The 20017-nt window shown below is 69.8% G+C and carries 21 protein-coding genes; 16 read left to right on the forward strand and 5 right to left on the reverse strand.

Annotated features, from left to right (window positions below):
* The first annotated feature begins 27 nt into the window (after positions 1–27).
* The 9 genes from OQ968_RS17165 (at position 28) to truA (ending at position 6552) form a co-directional block, all read left to right on the forward strand.
* Positions 28–1773: a serine/threonine-protein kinase PknD gene (locus OQ968_RS17165; RefSeq protein ID WP_324679979.1), complete on the forward strand. Its 1746-nt coding sequence runs from the start codon at positions 28–30 to the stop codon at positions 1771–1773.
* Between the two features lie 260 nt (positions 1774–2033).
* On the forward strand, positions 2034–2255 hold the full coding sequence (gene infA / locus OQ968_RS17170) for a translation initiation factor IF-1 (RefSeq protein ID WP_003418601.1): 222 nt from the start codon (positions 2034–2036) through the stop codon (positions 2253–2255).
* A 32-nt stretch (positions 2256–2287) separates the two neighbouring features.
* Entirely contained in the window at positions 2288–2401 is a 114-nt protein-coding gene (rpmJ, locus tag OQ968_RS17175; RefSeq protein ID WP_003879483.1) for a 50S ribosomal protein L36, read from the forward strand.
* Positions 2402–2567: 166 nt separating this feature from the next.
* Complete coding sequence (rpsM, locus tag OQ968_RS17180) at positions 2568–2942, forward strand: 30S ribosomal protein S13 (protein WP_324679988.1); 375 nt, start codon at positions 2568–2570, stop codon at positions 2940–2942.
* Between the two features lie 3 nt (positions 2943–2945).
* Complete coding sequence (rpsK, locus tag OQ968_RS17185; protein ID WP_076061621.1) at positions 2946–3365, forward strand: 30S ribosomal protein S11; 420 nt, start codon at positions 2946–2948, stop codon at positions 3363–3365.
* Between the two features lie 15 nt (positions 3366–3380).
* Positions 3381–3986: a 30S ribosomal protein S4 gene (gene rpsD, locus OQ968_RS17190; protein ID WP_324679990.1), complete on the forward strand. Its 606-nt coding sequence runs from the start codon at positions 3381–3383 to the stop codon at positions 3984–3986.
* Between the two features lie 72 nt (positions 3987–4058).
* Positions 4059–5102 carry a DNA-directed RNA polymerase subunit alpha gene (locus tag OQ968_RS17195; RefSeq protein ID WP_324679992.1) on the forward strand — a complete coding sequence of 348 codons (1044 nt, stop codon included), beginning with the start codon at positions 4059–4061 and terminating at the stop codon, positions 5100–5102.
* Positions 5103–5144: 42 nt separating this feature from the next.
* Complete coding sequence (gene rplQ / locus OQ968_RS17200; protein ID WP_324679994.1) at positions 5145–5711, forward strand: 50S ribosomal protein L17; 567 nt, start codon at positions 5145–5147, stop codon at positions 5709–5711.
* Positions 5683–6552, forward strand: a complete 870-nt coding sequence (gene truA, locus OQ968_RS17205) for a tRNA pseudouridine(38-40) synthase TruA (RefSeq protein WP_324679996.1) — start codon at positions 5683–5685, stop codon at positions 6550–6552. The genes rplQ and truA overlap by 29 nt, the downstream gene beginning before the upstream one ends.
* On the opposite strand, the gene OQ968_RS17210 is transcribed toward truA, so the two are convergent.
* Genes OQ968_RS17210 through OQ968_RS17220 form a run of 3 tightly spaced genes read right to left on the reverse strand, consistent with a single transcriptional unit; the run spans position 6549 to position 8738 of the window.
* Entirely contained in the window at positions 6549–7175 is a 627-nt protein-coding gene (locus OQ968_RS17210; protein ID WP_420715942.1) for a cutinase family protein, read from the reverse strand. The genes truA and OQ968_RS17210 overlap by 4 nt on opposite strands.
* Positions 7176–7233: 58 nt before the next feature.
* The gene (locus tag OQ968_RS17215; RefSeq protein ID WP_324679998.1) at positions 7234–7809 is read right to left on the reverse strand and encodes a cutinase family protein; all 576 of its coding nucleotides are present in this window, start codon (positions 7807–7809) and stop codon (positions 7234–7236) included.
* Positions 7810–7850: 41 nt separating this feature from the next.
* Positions 7851–8738, reverse strand: coding sequence for a cutinase family protein (locus OQ968_RS17220; protein ID WP_420715943.1), 888 nt, complete (start codon positions 8736–8738; stop codon positions 7851–7853).
* A gap of 203 nt (positions 8739–8941) precedes the next feature.
* On the opposite strand from OQ968_RS17220, the gene eccB reads away from it, so the two are divergent.
* Complete coding sequence (gene eccB, locus OQ968_RS17225; RefSeq protein ID WP_324680000.1) at positions 8942–10348, forward strand: type VII secretion protein EccB; 1407 nt, start codon at positions 8942–8944, stop codon at positions 10346–10348.
* On the opposite strand, the gene mycP is transcribed toward eccB, so the two are convergent.
* Together mycP and eccD are read right to left on the reverse strand one after the other, a co-directional pair.
* Positions 10313–11623: a type VII secretion-associated serine protease mycosin gene (gene mycP / locus OQ968_RS17230; protein ID WP_324680002.1), complete on the reverse strand. Its 1311-nt coding sequence runs from the start codon at positions 11621–11623 to the stop codon at positions 10313–10315. The genes eccB and mycP overlap by 36 nt on opposite strands.
* Positions 11614–13002 (reverse strand): type VII secretion integral membrane protein EccD, encoded by a 1389-nt coding sequence (gene eccD, locus OQ968_RS17235; RefSeq protein ID WP_324680004.1) that lies wholly within the window; start codon positions 13000–13002, stop codon positions 11614–11616. Before eccD ends, mycP begins: the two co-directional genes overlap by 10 nt.
* A gap of 133 nt (positions 13003–13135) precedes the next feature.
* On the opposite strand from eccD, the gene eccCa reads away from it, so the two are divergent.
* From eccCa to rpsI, 6 genes are all read left to right on the forward strand, one after another.
* Positions 13136–16822: a type VII secretion protein EccCa gene (eccCa, locus tag OQ968_RS17240; RefSeq protein WP_324680005.1), complete on the forward strand. Its 3687-nt coding sequence runs from the start codon at positions 13136–13138 to the stop codon at positions 16820–16822.
* On the forward strand, positions 16819–18072 hold the full coding sequence (locus OQ968_RS17245) for a type VII secretion-associated protein (RefSeq protein WP_324680214.1): 1254 nt from the start codon (positions 16819–16821) through the stop codon (positions 18070–18072). Before eccCa ends, OQ968_RS17245 begins: the two co-directional genes overlap by 4 nt.
* Positions 18073–18113: 41 nt before the next feature.
* Positions 18114–18431 (forward strand): WXG100 family type VII secretion target, encoded by a 318-nt coding sequence (locus tag OQ968_RS17250; RefSeq protein WP_324680006.1) that lies wholly within the window; start codon positions 18114–18116, stop codon positions 18429–18431.
* Positions 18432–18438: 7 nt separating this feature from the next.
* Positions 18439–18741, forward strand: coding sequence for a WXG100 family type VII secretion target (locus tag OQ968_RS17255; protein WP_324680007.1), 303 nt, complete (start codon positions 18439–18441; stop codon positions 18739–18741).
* 221 nt (positions 18742–18962) lie between these two features.
* The gene (gene rplM / locus OQ968_RS17260) at positions 18963–19406 is read left to right on the forward strand and encodes a 50S ribosomal protein L13 (protein ID WP_324680009.1); all 444 of its coding nucleotides are present in this window, start codon (positions 18963–18965) and stop codon (positions 19404–19406) included.
* Entirely contained in the window at positions 19403–19891 is a 489-nt protein-coding gene (gene rpsI, locus OQ968_RS17265) for a 30S ribosomal protein S9 (protein ID WP_324680011.1), read from the forward strand. The genes rplM and rpsI overlap by 4 nt, the downstream gene beginning before the upstream one ends.
* Positions 19892–20017: the final 126 nt, after the last annotated feature.

The raw sequence follows: 20017 nt of genomic DNA on the forward strand, positions 1-20017 counted from the left end.
AAGTCGCCGTGCTTGTGGAGGGGCTCGTTGCAGGGAACGTGGTTCGGAAACTACCGGCTGATCGAGTTGCTCGGCCGGGGCGGTATGGGCGAGGTGTGGCGCGCCCACGACACCGTCATCGACCGGATCGTTGCGATCAAGATTCTGCCCGCCGAGATTTCCCGCGACGAGGTGTTCCAGCAGCGGTTCCGTCGCGAAGCCCATGCCGCCGCGCGGTTGAACAGCCCGCACATCGTGCCGATTCACACGCACGGGGAGATCGGCGGGCGGCTGTTCGTGGACATGCGGCTGATCGAGGGCATGGACTTACAGTCGCTCCTGGACGCCGGGCCCCTACCGCCGGCACGGGCGGTGAACATCGTCGAGCAGGTGGCCAAGGCGTTGCAGGCGGCGCACAAGGCGGGACTGCTGCACCGCGATGTCAAGCCATCCAACATTTTGCTCGACGACGACTATGCCTATCTGATCGATTTCGGAATCGCCCTGGCGATAGGCGAGCGGGGTTTGACAAGCGTCGGCGATGTGATCGGGACGTTCCATTACATGGCCCCGGAGCGGTTCAGAACCCAGGAGGTCGGCGCCCCTCCGATCGACGCACGCTCCGACATCTATTCGCTGGCCTGTGTGCTGTACGAGTGCTTGACCGCGGAGCACGCGTTCCCCGGCGACAGCCTGGAGCAACAGGTGGGCAACCACCTCGTCACCCCGCCGCCGCGGCCGTCGGAGACCAGGCCCGGGCTGCCGCGCGCGTTCGACGCGGTCATCGCCAAGGGCATGGCCAAGGACCCGCGCGAGCGCTACGCCACCGCGCTGGAGCTGGCGCGAGCCGCCCGCGACGCCCTCACCGAGCCGATGCCCGCCGCCGCGGCCGGACCGTCGCGCACCCCGGCTCGGCCGTCCCCGCCGTGGTGGCGCCGCAAACCCGTCGTGGTCTCGGTCGCGGCCCTGCTTGCGGTGGCCGCCGCCGTCGTCGTCGTGGCCGTGGCCGTCCTCGGCGACCATGGCCCACCGCCCGGGAACCCCCGGCAGACGACGCTGCCCTTCACCGGCCTGCGAGAACCGCAAGGGCTGTCGGTCGACATCGGCGGCACGGTGTACGTCGCCGACACCATGCACAACCGGGTGCTGGCGCTGTCCGCGGGCTCGACCGAACCGGCCGTCCTGCCGTTCGAAGGCCTCAGCTATCCGAGCGGTGTGACGGCGGATAACACCGGCACCGTCTACGTCAACGACTCCGGCAACAAGCGGGTGCTGGTCCTCCCGGCCGGCTCGCGGAAGCAGATTCAACTGCCCTTCACCGACCTCGTCCATCCGACCGGCCTGACGGTGGACAACGCCCGCACCGTCTATGTCACCGACACCGCCAGGAATCGGGTGGTTGCGCTGGCCACGGGCTCGACCAGGCAGTACGAGCTGCCCTTCACCGGTCTGAACGCCCCAACCGGCTTGGTGGTGGGGGCCACCGGCACCGTCTACGTCGCCGATGGGGGCAACAATCGGGTGCTGTCGTTGGCCCCCGACTCGAGGGCCCAAACCACGCTGCCCTTCGTCGGCCTCTCCGACCCCGGGGGCGTGACGGTGGACAACAAGGGCGCCGTGTACGTGACCGACAGCGCGGGCAATCGTGCGCTGAAGCTTCCGGTGGGCTCGAGCCAGCAGGTCGTGCTGCCCTTCACCGGCCTCGATTACCCGTGGGGCTTGGCGGTCGACAACAATGGCACCGTCTACGTCGGGGGCCGCAACAACAAGATTGTGGCGCTGCGGCCGAAATAGGGACAGTTGACGCCGGGTTCGCCGCGGGGTCGAGCGGGCGAGGGGCTCCGGCCTTGGCTCGGCGCGCGGCGGTATTTTGCGCCGACTGTGGCCCTGCGGGTAAAGTGGCCAGACGGTGCGGTGTCTCGTGCCGACTTTTTGCGTGCCCAGTCCCTAGGAAATTTTCCGGTCACCGGCTCACGTTTCAAGTCGGTGTGAATGCTGCGCCGATACGGGCGCAGACGCAACGAAACCAAACGACGAGGATTTGACGAGAGGTTATGGCCAAGAAGGACGGCGCCATAGAGGTCGAGGGCCGCGTGGTCGAGCCCCTGCCCAATGCGATGTTTCGCATTGAGCTGGAGAACGGCCACAAGGTGCTTGCCCACATCAGCGGCAAGATGCGGCAGCACTACATCCGCATCCTGCCCGAGGACCGGGTGGTGGTGGAGCTCTCGCCCTACGACCTGTCCCGGGGCCGCATCGTGTACCGGTACAAGTAATCAACCAACAGACGAGAACAGGATCGAAAGCCGTGAAGGTCAACCCGAGCGTGAAGCCAATCTGCGACAAGTGCAGGGTGATCCGTCGGCATGGGCGGGTCATGGTGATCTGCTCCGATCCGCGCCACAAGCAGCGACAGGGCTAGCGCGCCCATACAACTGAATGCAGACCTCCCAGCACCAGTGAGCGGCTGGCATCTATACGAGATGGGCCAGCTCATCCACGCCCGGACGGAGGCCGGGCCCCACCCTTTTGGGTCAGGGAACGGACTGGGACCAGACCTCCGCTAGAGACAAGAGGAAACGCCACACATGGCTCGACTAGTAGGCGTCGATCTGCCGCGCGACAAGCGGATGGAGATCGCCCTGACCTACATCTTCGGCATCGGCCGCACCCGCTCCAACGAGATCTTGGCGGCCACCGGCATCGACAAGGATCTGCGGACCAAGGACCTCACCGACGACCAGCTGACCCACCTGCGTGACTACATCGAGGCCAACCTGAAGGTGGAGGGCGATCTGCGCCGCGAGGTGCAGGGCGACATCCGCCGCAAGATCGAGATCGGCTGCTACCAGGGCCTGCGGCATCGCCGCGGCCTGCCGGTGCGCGGCCAGCGGACAAAGACCAACGCGCGGACCCGCAAGGGGCCCAAGCGCACCATCGCAGGCAAGAAGAAGGCCAGGTAACCGATGCCACCGAAGAAGGCAAGTGGTGCTGCGGCGCCCAAAAAGGGACAGAAGACCCGCAGGCGGGAAAAGAAGAACGTCCCGCACGGCGCGGCGCACATCAAGAGCACGTTCAACAACACGATCGTGACGATCACCGACCCGCAGGGCAACGTCATCGCCTGGGCGTCGTCGGGCCACGTCGGCTTCAAGGGCTCGCGAAAATCGACCCCGTTCGCCGCGCAGCTGGCCGCCGAGAACGCCGCCCGCAAGGCCCAGGAGCACGGGGTGCGCAAGGTCGACGTGTTCGTGAAGGGCCCGGGCTCGGGCCGGGAGACCGCGATCCGTTCGCTGCAGGCCGCCGGTCTGGAGGTCGGCGCGATCTCCGACGTCACCCCGCAGCCGCACAACGGCGTGCGCCCGCCGAAGCGACGCAGGGTCTAGGAGGAGAAACAACCGATGGCTCGTTACACCGGACCCGTCACTCGCAAATCGCGCCGGTTCCGCACCGACCTCGTCGGCGGCGACCAGGCCTTCGAGAAGCGTCCCTACCCGCCCGGCCAGCACGGTCGCGCGCGGATCAAGGAAAGCGAGTACCTGCTGCAGCTGCAGGAGAAGCAGAAGGCCCGCTTCACCTACGGCGTGATGGAAAAGCAGTTCCGCCGCTACTACGAGGAGGCGGCAGGCCGTCCCGGCAAGACCGGCGACGAGCTGCTGCAGATCCTGGAGAGCCGGCTGGACAACGTGATCTACCGCGCCGGGCTGGCCCGGACCCGACGGATGGCCCGTCAGCTCGTCACCCACGGCCACTTCACGGTCAACGGCGTGCGCGTCGACGTCCCCAGCTACCGGGTGTCGCAGTACGACATCATCGACGTGCGGGACAAGTCGGTGAACTCGGTGCCGTTCCAGATCGCGCGGGAGACTGCGGGTGAGCGCCCGATCCCGAGCTGGTTGCAGGTCGTGGGGGAGCGCCAGCGCATCCTGATCCACCAATTGCCCGAGCGCGCGCAGATCGAGGTGCCGCTCACCGAGCAGCTGATCGTCGAGTACTACTCGAAGTAATGCTTCCGCACCAGCCGGTGCGGACTTAGCGGCATCAAATAGCGGGTGCCGAGAAGGAGAAGAAGAAACACCATGCTGATCTCACAGCGACCCACACTGTCGGAGGAGATCCTCACCGACACCCGGTCCCAGTTCGTCATCGAACCGCTGGAGCCGGGATTCGGTTACACCCTGGGCAATTCGCTGCGGCGGACACTGCTGTCGTCGATCCCCGGGGCGGCGGTCACCAGCATCCGCATCGACGGCGTGCTGCACGAGTTCACCACCGTTCCCGGCGTCAAAGAGGACGTCACCGCCATCATCCTGAACCTCAAGGGCCTGGTCGTGTCCTCCGAGGAGGACGAGCCGGTCACCATGTACCTGCGCAAGCAGGGCCCGGGCGAGGTCACCGCGGGTGACATCGTGCCGCCCGCCGGTGTCACCGTGCACAACCCGGGCATGCACATCGCGACGCTGAACGACAAGGGCAAGCTCGAGGTCGAGCTGGTCGTCGAGCGGGGCCGCGGTTACGTCCCGGCGGTGCAGAACCGGGCTTCCGGCGCCGAAATCGGCCGTATTCCAGTCGATTCCATCTACTCGCCGGTGCTCAAGGTCACCTACAAGGTGGACGCCACCCGTGTCGAGCAGCGCACCGACTTCGACAAGCTGATCCTGGACGTGGAGACCAAGAGCTCGATCACCCCGCGCGACGCGCTTGCATCGGCGGGTAAGACCCTGGTCGAATTGTTCGGCCTGGCACGCGAACTCAACGTCGAGGCCGAAGGCATCGAGATCGGGCCGTCGCCGGCGGAGGCGGACCACATCGCATCGTTCGCGCTGCCGATCGACGACCTGGATCTGACCGTGCGGTCCTACAACTGCCTCAAGCGCGAGGGCGTGCACACCGTGGGCGAGCTGGTCAGCCGCACCGAGTCGGACCTGCTCGACATCCGCAACTTCGGCCAGAAGTCCATCGACGAGGTGAAGGTCAAGCTGCACCAGCTGGGTCTGTCGCTCAAGGACAGCCCGCCGAGCTTCGACCCGTCCGACGTCGCCGGCTACGACGTCGCCACCGGGACCTGGTCCAGCGAGGGTGCCTACGACGACCAGGACTACGCCGAAACCGAACAGCTCTAACGCTTTTCAGCGGCCTTGAGAATCTAGACAGGAGCGTCAGCAATGCCCAAGCCCACCAAGGGTCCTCGCCTCGGCGGGTCGTCTTCGCACCAGAAGGCCCTTCTGGCCAACCTGGCCACGTCGCTGTTCGAGCACGGTCGGATCAAGACGACCGAGCCGAAGGCCCGCGCGCTGCGGCCGTACGCGGAGAAGCTGATCACGCACGCGAAGAAGGGCACGCTGCACAACCGTCGAGAGGTTCTGAAGAAGATCCGCGACAAGGACATCGTGCATGCCTTGTTCGAGGAGATCGGGCCGTTCTTCGCCGACCGCAACGGCGGCTACACCCGGATCATCAAGGTCGAGGCGCGCAAGGGCGACAACGCCCCGATGGCCGTCATCGAGCTGGTGCGGGAGAAGACGGTGACCTCGGAGGCCGATCGGGCGCGCCGGGTGAAAGCCTCGAAGAAGGCTGACGCTCCCGTCGCGGCCGCGGCAGCACCGCAGGCGGCGGTCGAGCCGGAGGCGGCGGAGGGCCCGACGGCCGAGGACGTCGCGGCGGAGGACGTCGCGGCCGAAGAGGCCAAGGCTGAGGCCGCCGATGAGGGCGACGGAGCCACCGACAGTTAGCGAGGAAGTCCGTCTGCGGCTCGACATCGCGTACGACGGAACGGATTTCGCGGGCTGGGCAACCCAGGCCGGGCAGCGCACCGTCGCCGGCGTCCTCGATGAGGCGCTGACGACCGTATTCCGCACCCCGGTGCGGCTGCGCGCCGCCGGGCGCACCGACACGGGCGTGCACGCCACCGGCCAGGTGGCACACGTCGACGTGCCGGCCGACGCGCTGCCGAACGCGTATCCGCGCTCACCGCGCGCCGGCGAACCGGAGTTTCTGCCGCTGCTGCGGCGTCTGGGCCGGTTCCTGCCCACCGATGTCCGGGTGCTCCGCATTGCCCGCGCCCCAACCGGTTTCGATGCCCGCTTCTCGGCGCTGCGTCGCCATTACCGCTATCGGTTGTCCACGGCGCCCTATGGGGCCGAGCCGCAGCAGGCGCGCTACGTCACCGCGTGGCCGCGGGCACTGGACCTGGATGCGATGAACGCGGCGTCGCGAGACCTGTTGGGGCTGCACAACTTCGCGGCGTTCTGCCGCCAGCGCGACGGGGCCACCACCATTCGCGACCTGCAGCGGCTGGACTGGTCGCGCGACGGCGAGCGGATCACCGCGCACGTGACGGCCGACGCGTTCTGCTGGTCGATGGTGCGGTCGCTGGTCGGGGCGCTGCTCGCCGTCGGCGAGCACAGGCGCGCGGTCGGCTGGTGTCGCGACCTGCTCACCGCGACGGACCGGTCCAGCGATTTCGCGGCCGCGCCCGCGCACGGCTTGACGTTGATCGGCGTGGACTATCCACCCGACAACGAGCTCGCGTCGCGAACCCTGATCACCCGGGATCTGCGCACGCCTGATTAGACGCGGGCCGCGACGAAACTGGCGGCCTGGTTGGTCGATCCGGGCACGTAGCTCAGGTGCGCTTTCCACTGGTTGCCGTTCGAGCAGATCGGGTCGCCGGTGTTGCACAGATCGATGGTCTTGCCGTCGAAATTCGGGGTCAGGGCGCTCATCAGTCTGCTGGCGCGGGCAGACGGATTGCCGAACAGGGCCACCGCGGCGACGTGGGTGGCGGCGTCGGCGGGCAACGGCTGGCGGAAGCCAAGGCCGGGAACTGGTGCGGCGGTGACGATGTCGATGACGGCAGCTCCTTGCGAATACCCGCCGAGCACCAGCTTGGTGTTGGGGCAGTTGTTCGCCATCCGCTGGACGTGGTTGCTGGTGTCGTTCGCGCCGTCGGCGGCGGCCAGGAAGTCCTTGTTGGCGGGATAGTTAACCGCATATGCGCCAACGCTTTTGCTGGTGTGCTGGCGAAGCGAGCTGATGAACGCCTGGCCCACCCGCCCGACGCCCGGAGGCTCGTCGGTCCCTCGGGCGAACACCACCTCGGCGTCGGGGCACGACGCCCAGGCGAGCGGCAACAGCTTCGGCGCGACGAAAAACGCGACCGCCGCGAGAAATACGACGGCCAGCCCGAAGCGGATAAGTCGCACACAACGATGCTAGGGGCCTATGGTCAAGCGCCGGTAACGATTTGGATGACTACAGTCTTGCGGCGGCGAAGCCGGCGGCCTGATCCACCAGGCCGGAGTCGATGTACGCAGGCTGCAGGTGTGACGCCCAGCGCATGCCTTTGCCGCAGATCGGGTCGCCTTGTGCGCACTGGTCGATCGTCTTACCGGCGAAGGCGGGGGCGACCTGCCGGGTGCCGTTGCCGAACAGCGCGACCGCCGCGACGTGCTGATCCACGCCCGGCGGTATCCGGCCCCAGGTCGCGAGGTCGGCCACCTCCGCGCCCAGGGAATAGCCGCCGAGCACCTCGCGGGTGTTCGGGCAACTTGCGGCCATGGATCGAACGTGCGCGCCCATGTCGTTGGCGCCGCTGTCGACGCTGATGTTCGCGGGGTAGTTGACGCCATACGCGCCAACCGGCATGCGCGTCTTGCCGCGCAGTGAGTTGAGGAACGCGTCGCCGACGGCGCCGAGTCCCGGCGGTTCCTCCCGGCCCCGGGCGAAAACCACCTCGGCACCAGGGCACCCTGCCGAGGCAATGGGCGCCGTGGCGATCACCGACGTCGCGGCGAGCAACGCCGCGGCCGCGAAACCGGGCAACCTCATGGCCCGATCTTAGTAGGGGATTGGCGGACCGGCCCCTGCCGTCAGTGAATCGCCGAGACCAAATCGGGTGCCGGCGTGGGCGCCGCGGGCGCTCCAGGCGCAGGGCCCGTGGGCGCGGGGCCAGTAGGAGCCGGGGCGGTAGGAGCGGGCGCCCCGGGCGCGGGGTCGTGGATGGACGGTGCGGACCCCGGCGTCTGCGGCCCGTACCCCGGAGCCTGCGGGCCGTAGCCCGGAGTCTGCGGGCCGTACCCGGGCGTCGCCGGGCCGAATCCGGGCACCTGCTGCCCGGTCCCGGCCAACAGCTTGGACGCGACGAACGCCGCGGCCTGAGTGGTGTACACCGGCACATACCCCTCGGTGTGCCCGCTCCACTCGTTGCCCGGTCCCGCGTGACAGATCGGGTCGTTGGGGTTGCAAAGGTCGATCGCCTTGGAACCGAACATCGCGCTCTGGGCCGGCAGCGACCCGCCGGCGCGGTCAGCGACGTCACCGAACGTCGCAACCGCCGCGACGTGGCTCGCGAGGTCGGCCGGCAGCTGACTGCCCCAGTTGATGCCCCCGATGGGCACCCCTGCCACGATGTCCATCACGCTGGCGCCCTGCGAGTAGCCGCCCAACACGATCTTGGTGTTGGGGCAATCCGACACCGTCTTCTTGACGTGATTGATCACGTCGTTGGCGCCGTCGCCGCCGTGCAGCTGCAGCTTGCTGGCGGCGTAGTTCACCCCGTATGTGGCGATGTTCATGCCGCCGGTCTGCTGGCGCAGCGAGTCGACGAAGGCGTCACCGACCCGCCCCATGCCGGGCGGCTCGTTGGTGCCTCGCGCGAAAACGACCTCGGCGTCCGGACAATTGTCCGCGGAGGCGGTCGGCGCCGTGGTCGGGAGGGTGAGCAGGCCGGTGGTGGAGAGCAGTGCGGACGCGCCCAGGCCGAGCCAGCGACCCCCCGACCGCCCGCTGAGGGCCGTAGGGCACGGACGGCCGAGTATGCGGTGAATAAACACGCCGAAATTTTACCCGTATCCGGCAAAATCGAAACTCGGCCGCCCTGTGGATAAACTCCTGCAGCCCACTCAACCTGCGGTTTAACGTGGACCAGAAATTCTGATTCGACAAACTTCGCGGGGAGATTTTGGACGCCGCAGGGTCCCGGCAATCGCAAACCCGTCTGCAAATCAGCGCTTACCGATTCCTGCTGCGCCGCATCGAGTGCGCCTTGCTGAGCCGCGGCACCGGCGTGGCCGGCCCGCAGCCGCGGGCGCGGACCGTAGCGCTGACGGCGGGGTGCGTGCTGGCCGCCCTCGTCGTGGCCGGATCCGGATGTCTTGCTTTGCTACGGCCGCCGGCGGGGCTTGGTCGCGCACGGATCGTGATGGGTCGAGAATCCGGGGCGCTGTACGTGCGGGTGGGCGACGCCTGGCATCCGGTGCTGAACCTGGCCTCGGCGCGGTTGATCGCCGCGACCGACGCCAACCCGCGGCCGGTGCGCGAATCCGAGTTGGCGCGCACCAAACGTGGCCCGCTGCTGGGCATTCCGGGTGCACCGCAGCTTCTCGCCCCGCCGCTGGCGGGCGACGAATCGGTGTGGACGATCTGCGATACGGACGGCAATGCGTCGACGACGGTCGTCATCGGGCCCGCTGCGGGATCGGCGGTCCGCCGCCTGAGCCCCGAGCAGGCCGTGGTGGTGACTGCCGGCCCGGGTTCGCCGGCCTACCTGCTTTATGACGGGCAGCGGGCGATGGTGGACCTTGCCGACACCGCGGTCGTGCGAGCGCTGAGGCTCGAGGGCCGCGCGCCGCGAATCGTCTCGCAGTTGTTGCTGAAGGCCGTCCCGGAGGTGCCGCCGATCACGGTCCCGCGGATTCGCGACGCCGCCGCAAAGGCCGCCGGCCTGCCGGGATTTCCGGTGGGCGCCGTGTTGCGCGTCACGCGAGCCGGGGGTGACGAGTATTACGTCGTTTTGGCCCGGGGCGTGCAGCGAATCGGTCAGGTGACCGCGGATTTGCTGCGTTTCGGCAATTCGCAGGGCAGCACGAACATCATCGCGGTGGCGCCGGATGTGATCCGTGGCGCGCCGATCGTGACCGCGCTGCCGGTGGCGACCTTTCCGGACCGCGCACCCGGCGAAGGCGACCTGACGACCACCGATACCACCGTGTGCGCGACGCGGGCGCCCGCCGCGTCCGGGCAGTCCGACGTTGCCGTCGTCGCGGGAAGCGGGCTGCCGTTGCCGGACGGCCGGGCGCCGGTGGCGCTGTCGCAGGCCGACGGGCCCGGTCCCGCGCTGGACGCGGTGTACCTGCCGCCGGGCCGAAGCGCCTATGTGCGGGCCGATGGCCAAGCCGGCGCGCGGTACCTCATCACCGACACCGGGGTGCGGTTCGCGATCCGCGACGACGACGCGGCGCACGACCTGGGGCTACCGCCGGCCGCCGCGCCGGCGCCCTGGCCGATGCTGGCGGCGTTGCCGTCGGGACCCGAGCTGAGCAGGCAAAGCGCGTCAGTCGCTCGGGACACCGTGTCGGGACCCCCGTAGCCCGCCCCGGACCGCGCCGGCGACCAGGGCCGCCACCAGCGCAACCAAGCAGATCGCCGCGCCACTGAGTGCGGTGTTGCGGCCGTGATGGTCAGCCGGCGCCGGGGTGCGAGAGGGTGGAATCGGCACCGGCGCCGGGTCTGGCTTCGGGTTGCCGATGGGCGGCGCCGGGTCGGAGCTGACCGCGGCGAGGGCGTCGATCGTGCCGTTGCCGGTGACCGGGTCCCAACCCGCGGGCGCATGATGCGCGGTCGACTCGATGCGCTGCATCACCTGCCGCGCGGTCATCGTCGGGAACCGGGCCCGGATGAGCGCGGCCAACCCGCTGGCGACGGGCGCCGCGTAACTGGTACCCGAAAGCGGTGACGCGCCAAGCGAATTCACCCCTTCGCCGACGGCGGCGACGTCCACCCAGGGTCCGGCAAGGGTAAAGGCCGACGGGATCCCGTCGGGATTGACCGAACCGACGGTGAGCACGTAGTCGTCGTACCAGGCGGGACTGACCGCGACGGTGGCGGTGTCCCAGGTCGCGTCCGGGCGCTGCGGCGGGCACTGCCCTGCGCCGGCGGCGTTGCCCGCCGCCGCCACCACTACCGCGTTCTTGACGTCGACCGCGTACGCGAGCGCGGCGCCCAGCGCCCGGTCGTCGAGCGGCGCCGCGATCGGAACGCAGGCGACCGACGAAATGTTGATCACCGACGCGCCGAGATCGGCGGCCGTTCGGACGGCCTTCGCCATGGTGTCGACGTCGCCCACCCCCGCGCTGGAGCGGTCGTCGGCCGCGGTGAACTTGGCGCTGGACTGGCGGATGCTGATCAGCGTGGCGTCCGGCGCCACGCCGCCGTAGCCGTCGGGATCCGTTGCCGCGGCGATGATCCCGGCCACCAGGGTGCCATGTGCGTCGCAGTCCTGGGTGCCGTCGCCGGTGGACACGTAGTCGCCCCCGGGAACCAGGTTGGGTAGCCGGCGGTGCCGCGCGACGCCGGTGTCGATGACCGCGACCCGCTGGCCGGCGCCGCGGGTGAGTTGCCAGACCCGGGGCAAGTCGAGGTTGGCGAGCTGGTTGCCGCCCGGCCCCGAGTCCGCCGTGATCGCCGCGCACACCTCGCGTTGCACGGTCGGCCGCGGCGGCGCGGGCAGGGCCGGTTTCGGCAGCCGCCGGTCGTCGATCTTCGGCGGTGAAACCGCGTGCGCCGCCGGCGTGCCGAACTGGGCCAGCGCGATCAGCGCCGAGACCGCCAGCAGCCGCACGGCGCACGACGCGGTCAACTCCATGGCGGATTCAAGCCACGAACGACGCCATAAAGGCCGCATATCCAGCACGTCAGGGGCACCATCGCGATCAGGGCCAGACACTCCAGCAGCTCGACGCCCCGCCGCAGCACCGGCGACGGCGATATCGCGGGTGCCGCGAAGCCGAGGTACGTCGCCGCGGCGGCCAGCATCGACGTTGCCCCCGCGATCCACGGTCCGCGATCCGGACTGCCGACCGCGACGACGCCGAATGTGGTTCCGATGGTGGCGATTCCGGTGACGACGAAGATCAACCGCCTTTTGGTATCGACGCCGCGCGCATACAACAGCAGGAGCGAACCCGTGACGGCGGCGAAAGCGATGCAGCCGGGGCTCGGCGCGCCGGTGAGCGCTGTGACGACGGCGCCAAGAGCCGCCGACCCCGCAAACGCGGCCAGCAGGCCGGTCAGCCAGTTGTCGGCGCGGATCGCCTTGGCGGCCAAGCGATCCGCGGCATCGACATCCGGCTGCAGCCGCGGGGACAATCCGGCCAGCACGATCGACACCCGCGCCGCCATGCCGAGCAGCCCGAAGGACACCAGCGCGGACACCGACGCGATGCTGCGCGGCGGGGCCGCGGTGAACACACTCGCCAGCGCGGCGACGGCGACGACCAGCGCCGCGCACGACACCGCGGTCAAGGTGACAAACCCACAACCCGACAGGCGCATCGCCAACACCGACACCACCGCCACGCCCATCGCGGCCAGCAGCACGCCGCCCGCACCCGGCGGCCCGGGCACCGCCAGAAAGCCGGCGACCGCCGCGAATACGGTGGCGATCGCGCCGAGCGTGAGCCCGGCGATCGAGTCGCCGAGCACCCGGTGCGCAACGACCGCGAACAGCAGGGCGGTGCAGCCGGCCACCGCCGCAACGGCGGCGGTGGCGCCCGGGTGACGGGCGACGCTGACGCCGCACGCGTTTCGAATGAGGGTGAGCGCTCCGACGCCGGCCAGCAGGCTCGCCGCCGCCGCGCCCGTGAGCCGGGTTGCTCGCCCGTCCTGGTCGAGGCCGGAACCGCGGGCGGTTGTGCGCAGCGTCGCCAACACCGCCTCCGCCACGTCGTCGTGCCGCGGGGCGGCGGGAGGGGTCCGCTCCTGGCTCAGCACCATGACCGAACCGTCACGAATACCGTGCTGCGCCAACGTCGTCGACGCGTCCAGGGCGGGTGCGCCGGGCAGGGACAGGTGGTAGCACCTTCCCGCGAGACCACCCGCGGAGTCGCTGTCGCGGCCCTCCAGCATGTCGACGATCGGCGGGATCAGCGTGGCGACGGGGACCCCGGCGGGCAGCGACAAATCGACGACCGCGGTGCCGGCGTGAACCGACACGCGGCGCAGTCCCGGATCGGATGCGGACACGGGTCACCCCCCTTCAGGCTCGAATCATCGCCACGTTAAGCGGTTTTCGATCGCCTCGTCTGCGGCTATCCACAGGTGAGTTGCAGCGGGTTCGGGTGCTTCCTAGCGTCGTCGAACGGTGGGAGGTGCTGGGATGACCGAGGCGTTCGTGCCCGCGGCGCGCCGGCCGCCACCCGCGGTGGCGACCGCGGACGTCAGCATCGCCGCGCCGCCCGCGCTGCCGCCCTCCTCGTCGTCGGGCCTGGCGGCCCGCCTGGTACCGGTTCTGCTTTCGGTCGGCAGCCTCGGCGTCATGGCGGCGGTCTTCTTCTCGGGGTCCGCGTCGTCGGGGTCCGCGGCAACCCGCAGTCCCATCTTCCTGGCGTTCCCGGTGATGATGCTGGTGTCGATGACGGTGACGGCGGTGGCCGGGCGGGGGCGTCGGCGGGACGGAGACATCGACGCGGACCGGGTCGAGTACCTCGAATACCTCGGCCGCCTGCGCGGGACAGTGGCCGAAACCGCTGCGGCGCAGCGCTCGTCGCTTTGCTGGAGTCATCCCGACCCCGCCACGTTGTGGACGTTGGTGGGCGGCCCGCGTATGTGGGAGCGGCGGGCGACGGACTCCGACTTCTGCGTCGTCCGCGTCGGCACCGGAATCCGGCCGCTTGCCACGCGTTTGGTGGCCCCGGGCCTCCCGCCCGCGGAGCGTTCGGATCCAGTCACCGCGACGGCCGTGCGCCGCTTCGTCGAGGCGCACTCGACGATCGAGGCGCCGATCACGATCGGCCTGCGGCCGGATTCGACGGTGACGATCGACGGCGATGCGTGCGAAGCGCGCGGCGTCCTGCGCGCGATGGTCTGCCAACTGGCTGTGCTGCATCCGCCGGGCCAGCTGCTGATCGTCGCGGTGATCGGCGAACGGAACAGGTGCTACTGGGATTGGCTGAAATGGTTGCCGCACAACCAACATCCCGGCGCCACCGATGCGCTGGGGTCCGCGCGCATGGTGTGTGAAAGCTCGGCCGAGGCGCGGCGCGCGCTGGCCGGCATGGAAACGGCGCGTGTGGTGGTGATCGGCGACGTCGACGATGGCGCCGCGGCCGGTGCGATCCCCGGCGCGACCGTCGTCGAGGTCGGGGCCGTCGGTGACGGCGCGCCGTTGGTGGTCAGGCAGGACGGCGAAACCCAAACGGTGCAGCACCCCGACCGAATGGAGGCCATCGACGCGCTGACCTGTGCGCGGCGGCTCGCCGCGTACCCCGCCGGCGCGAGGGCGTCTCACCGCGACGCCGGTCCGGGCTGGCCGGCCCTGATGGGCCTTCGCGAGCTCTCCCGCTTCGACCCGGTCACGCTGTGGCGCGGCCAGGAGCACCGACTTCGCGTTCCGATCGGAACCACCGTCGACGGTACGCCGCTCGAGCTCGACATCAGAGAGCCCGCCGAAAACGGCATGGGACCGCACGGTCTCTGCGTGGGCGCCACCGGCTCGGGTAAGTCGGAGCTGCTGCGCACCGTCGCGTTGGGCATGATGGCTCGGAACTCGCCCGAACTGCTCAACCTGTTGCTCGTCGACTTCAAGGGCGGCGCAACGTTTCTCAACTTCGCGGGCGCACCGCACGTGGCCGCCGTCATCACCAATCTGTCGGACGAGGCACCGATGGTGGCCCGGATGCGAGACGCGCTGGCCGGTGAGATGAACCGGCGGCAACGGATTCTGCGGGCGGCGGGCTGCGTCAGCGTCGCGGCATACCAGGACGCACGCCGCACCGGCGCGCAATTGGCCGCGCTGCCAACACTGTTCATCGTCGTCGACGAGTTCTCCGAACTGCTGAGCCAGCACCCCGATTTCGCCGACATGTTCGTTGCGATCGGCCGGCTCGGCCGGTCGCTGGGCATGCACCTGTTGCTGGCCAGTCAGCGCCTCGACGAGGGCCGGCTGCGCGGCCTGGAAGCCCACCTGTCCTACCGCGTGTGCCTGAAGACGCTGTCCGCCAGCGAATCACGGATCGTTCTGGGAACGCTCGACGCGTACCAATTGCCGAACACTCCCGGCGCCGGGTTCCTGCGCTGCGGCGGCGGGGAGCCGATCCGCTTCCAGACCGCGTTCGTCTCGGGCCCGCTGCGGCCCGGTTCGGCGGGCGTGACCGCCGCGACGGCATCGCCGTCGGTGCGGCTGTTCAGCACCCGCGCCGAGGGACCGATCACCCGTGGCGCCGAGACCGTTGGGCGGCCCACCCAAACCGTCCTGGGCGTGGTGCTGGAAGGGCTCTCCGGGCACGGGCCGCCCGCGCATCAAGTCTGGCTGCCCCCGCTCGGCGCGCCACCACGATTGGACGACCTGTTGCGCGACGTCGGGCCCCGGGGCGGTGACCTGACCGTACCCGTCGGCGTGGTCGACCGCCCGTTCGAGCAGTCCCGGACGCCGCTGATCGTCGACTTGTCCGGGGCCGCGGGCAATGTCGCGATCGTCGGGGCGCCCCGATCGGGAAAGTCGACGGCGCTGCGCACCCTGATCACCGCGCTGGCGGCCACCCACGGTCCGCGCCGGGTGCAGTTCTACTGCCTAGATTTCGGCGGCGGAACCCTGGCGTCGGTACGGACGTTGCCGCACGTGGGCGTCGTCGCCGGCAGGGCCGAGCCGCGGCTGGTCGCGCGCATCGTCGCCGAGATGGAATCGATCGTCCGCTCCCGGGAGTTGCAGCGAACCGACGCGGCGGCCGGCTCGGACCCGTTCGGCGACGTCTTCCTCGTCGTCGACGGCTGGGCGGCCCTGCGCCATGAGTTCGAGGCGCTCGAGGAAGCGATCACTTCCCTGGCGACGCAGGGGCTTTCGTTCGGGGTGCACGTCGTGCTGTCGGCGTCGCGCTGGGCGGAGATCAGGCCGTCGCTGAAAGATCAGGTCGGGACCTGCATCGAGTTGCGGCTGGGTGACCCCGCCGACTCCGAAATCGACCGCCGGCGGGCGCAGCAGGTGCCGCACGGCAAGCCCGGCCGCGGCCTTTCCCGCGAGGGCCTACACATGGCGATCGCGCTGCCCATCGATGAGCTGCAGCCTCAAGACGGCGAGCCGGCCGCGCCGCCGATCCGGCTACTGCCCGCGCACGTGGACCGCGACGCTCTAGTGCGTCACGGTGGCGCGGAATCCGCAGCAGGAATCCTGCTCGGGCTCGAGGAGCGCCGGCTGCAGCCGATCACAGTCGACTTCGGGCACCAGTCGCATCTGCTGATCCTGGGAGACAACGAGTGCGGAAAGACCGCGACGCTGCGCACCCTGTGCCGCGAGATCGTTCGCACGAAGACCGCCGCGGAAGCGCGACTGCTGATCGTCGACTTTCGGCGCTCCCTGCTCGGCGTCGTCGAATCGGAACACCTTGGCGGCTACGCGATGTCGCCGGCCGCCCTGGGTGCGCTGCTGCCCGGTCTCCTCGATCTGCTGCACCGGCGGATGCCCCCATCGGACGCGAGCCAGGCACAGCTGCGGGCCAGGTCCTGGTGGTCCGGGCCGGACATCTTCGTCGTGGTCGACGACTACGATCTGGTCGCCGCATCGGCAGACAACCCGCTGGCCGCCATCGTCGAATACCTGCCGCATGCAAGGGATCTCGGGCTGCACCTCGTCGTGGCGCGCCGCGCCGGCGGCGCGGCGCGGGCCCTGTTCGAGCCGCTGCTGGCCGGCCTGCGTGACCTCGGTTGCCTGGGACTGGTGATGAGCGCGCGTCCCGACGAGGGCGCGCTGTTGGGCTGCCGCCCGGCGCGGTTGCCGCCGGGCCGTGGTGTCCTGGTCGGCCGCGCCGGTGACGAGCAGGTTGTGCAGGTGGCGTGGAGCCCCCCGCCGTGAGCGGTCATTGCGCGATCATAGAGGCGGGTCCGGGTACGGTCCGCCGATTATGTTGCGGCACAAGCGTGGTCGCCGATGCCGAGATGGCCGAGGCGGCGCTGGAGTCGATAGACGATCCGGTGACGATGGTGGACGGGCGGCCGGTCGCCGTCGACTCGCTGTGGCGGGCCATGCTGCGGTCGGTGGACTGCCGGGAGCGGGCTCCGAAGGGGGCCATGGTGGTTGTGCACCCGTCGTGGTGGTCGTCGCCGCGTGTCGGTGTCGTGACCACCGCCGCGAGGACCCTGGCCGAGGAGGTGTCGGCTCGCCCGCGGTCGTGGCTGCTGCGGCGGGGTTCGAAGGGTGAACCGGAAGCGGCGGTGGTGGTGGAGATCGCGGAGCGATTGGTCGCGATCGCCGGTGCCGACGTGGTCGCCGTGCCCCGCCGGTCGGAACACCGCGCCGTCGCCGAACGGGTGGCGAGTGTCGTCGACGGGATCATGTGCGACGCGACGGGGACCGTGCTGGTCGACGCCCCGGCGACGGTGGCGGGTGCGCCGGCGCTCGCGACGCTGATCGCCACCGCGATGCGCGGGCGCGGCCGGCGGGTGGTGGAGGTCGGCGATGCGGCGTTGCCGCGGCTGGCCGGGCTGGCTCAGGCGTACCTGGGCGCCCGGGACGAACCTTCCCCGCCGCGGTCGGCCGCGGCCGTCGGTGGCATTCGCCCGCACGCCTGGATGCTCAGGGGGCTGGTGGCCGCCGGCGTGGTCCTGGCCGCGGCGGTTCCGGCGGTGGCGGCCATGGGCCGGCACGGTGTGACGCGGGCGGACGCGGTGGCGACGGCGTTCCTGGTGGAAGGCCGGGTCGCGGTCGAGGTGCCCGCCAACTGGCCCACGCAGCGCGTGGTTGCCGGCCCCGGTTCGGCGCGGGTGCAGGTCACGTCGCCGTCGGATCCCGAGGTGGCGTTGCACGTCACGCAGTCGCCCGTTCCCGAGGAGACGCTGAGCGACACCGCGGAGCGGTTGAAACGCGCGATCGACGCCGAGCCCGCCGGCGTGTTCGTCGACTTCAACCCGTCCGGTAATAGCGCGGGCCGGCCCGCGGTGACCTACCGCGAGGTGCGCGCCGGCCATCAGGTGCGGTGGACCGTGGTGCTGGACGGGACGGTCCGGATCAGCATCGGATGCCAGAGCCGGCCCGGCGGAGAGGACGCCGTCACCGCCGCGTGCGAGCGCGCGGTGCGGTCTGCCCACGCGATCGGCGGAACCTAAATCGATGGAACCCGATCGGCGTCGGCGGGGTCGAACTTGGTATGGGAACAGCGAACACGCTGAGCGCCGACTTCGACCTGATGCGCTCGGTCGCGGGCACCACGGACGCCCGCAACGAAGAGATCCGGGCAATGCTGCAGGCATTCATCGGCCGCATGAGCAGCGTCCCGCAGTCGGTGTGGGGCGGGCTCGCGGCCGCGCGGTTCAAGGATGTGGTGGACCGCTGGAACGCCGAGTCGATGCGGCTGTACCACGTCCTGCACGCGATCGCCGAAACGATCCGGCACAACGAGGCAATGCTGGCCGAGGCGGGTCAGAACCATGCGGACCACATCGCCGCCGCCGGCGGAGAGCTGTGATCGGGGGATGCCTGTGGACCCGGTGCTGTCGTACAGCTTTGGCGAAATCGAATACTCCGTCCGCCAGGAGATTCACACCACGTCGGCGCGTTTCAACGCCGCGCTCGATGAGCTGAGGTCCCAAATCGCTCCGCTGCAGCAGTTGTGGACCCGCGAAGCCGCGGCCGCCTATCAGGCCGAGCAGCTCAAGTGGCACCAGGCGGCGACCGCGCTCAACGAGATATTGGTCGACCTGGGCAACGCGGTGCGCGACGGCGCGGACGAGGTGGCGAGCGCCGACCGCCGGGCCGCGGGGGTCTGGGCAAGGTAGCCCAACGCATAAGGCTCTGTGCGGTCCCGACGGAGGAGAGCCGTTGGGACCGCACAGTCATTTTGACCTGCGGGGATGCGGGTCGGTAAGCTGCTCGGTTGGCGTGCGGTACGCCGGGGCCTCGGGTCAACGTCGGTCGCCGAGATCAAGCCCCACCGCGAACGCCCGACCGATACCCGGGTCACACCGGGATCCACCTCGAGAAGAAGAAGGTAAGCGCTGTGCCCACATACGCGCCCAAGGCGGGTGACACCACGAGGTCGTGGTACGTCATCGACGCCACGGACGTGGTGCTTGGCCGCCTTGCCGTCGCGGCGGCCAACCTGCTGCGCGGCAAGCACAAGCCGACGTTCGCCCCCAACGTCGACGGCGGTGACTTCGTCATCGTCATCAACGCCGACAAGGTCGCCTTCAGCGGCGACAAACTGCAGAAGAAGCTGGCCTTCAGCCACTCGGGGTATCCCGGCGGCCTGCACAAGCGCACGATCGGCGAGCTGATGGAAAAGCACCCGACCCGCGTGGTGGAAAAGGCGATCGTCGGCATGCTGCCCAAGAACAAGCTCAGCCGTCAGATCCAGCGCAAGCTTCGCGTCTACGCGGGCCCGGAGCACCCCCACACCGCGCAGCAGCCGGTTCCATACGAGATCAAGCAGGTGTCCCAGTGACCGAAACTACCGAGGCCGTAGAAACCCCGGCGACCCCCGAAGCCCCGGAAACCCCGGCCGAGGCGCCGGCGGCCCGGCCCGCCGAGGCGTTCGTGTTCGACCGGCCCATCCAGACCGTCGGGCGCCGCAAGGAGGCCGTGGTGCGGGTGCGCCTGGTGCCCGGCACCGGCAAGTTCGACCTCAACGGCCGCAGCCTGGAGGATTACTTTCCCAACAAGGTGCACCAGCAGCTGATCAAGGCTCCGCTGGTCACCGTCGATCGGGTGGAGAGCTTCGACATCTTCGCCCATCTCCACGGCGGTGGCCCGTCGGGTCAGGCCGGTGCGCTGCGGCTGGGCATCGCCCGGGCGTTGATCCTGGCCTCGCCGGAGGACCGGCCGGCCTTGAAGAAGGCCGGGTTCCTCACCCGCGATCCGCGCGCCACCGAGCGCAAGAAGTACGGCCTGAAGAAGGCGCGCAAGGCGCCCCAGTACAGCAAGCGCTGATCCGGTCACTTTCCGGCCGCAACCGGGCATCTTGTGCATAGTCGTGCGGCGTGTCTGCGCACGAACCCGCCCGGTTTCGGTCAGAAAAGAACGGGCACGTTAGGTGCACAGTAGGTACACAGCCGT

The sequence above is a fragment of the Mycobacterium sp. 663a-19 genome (assembly GCF_035616495.1).
In the GTDB taxonomy this organism is placed as follows: Bacteria; Actinomycetota; Actinomycetes; order Mycobacteriales; family Mycobacteriaceae; genus Mycobacterium.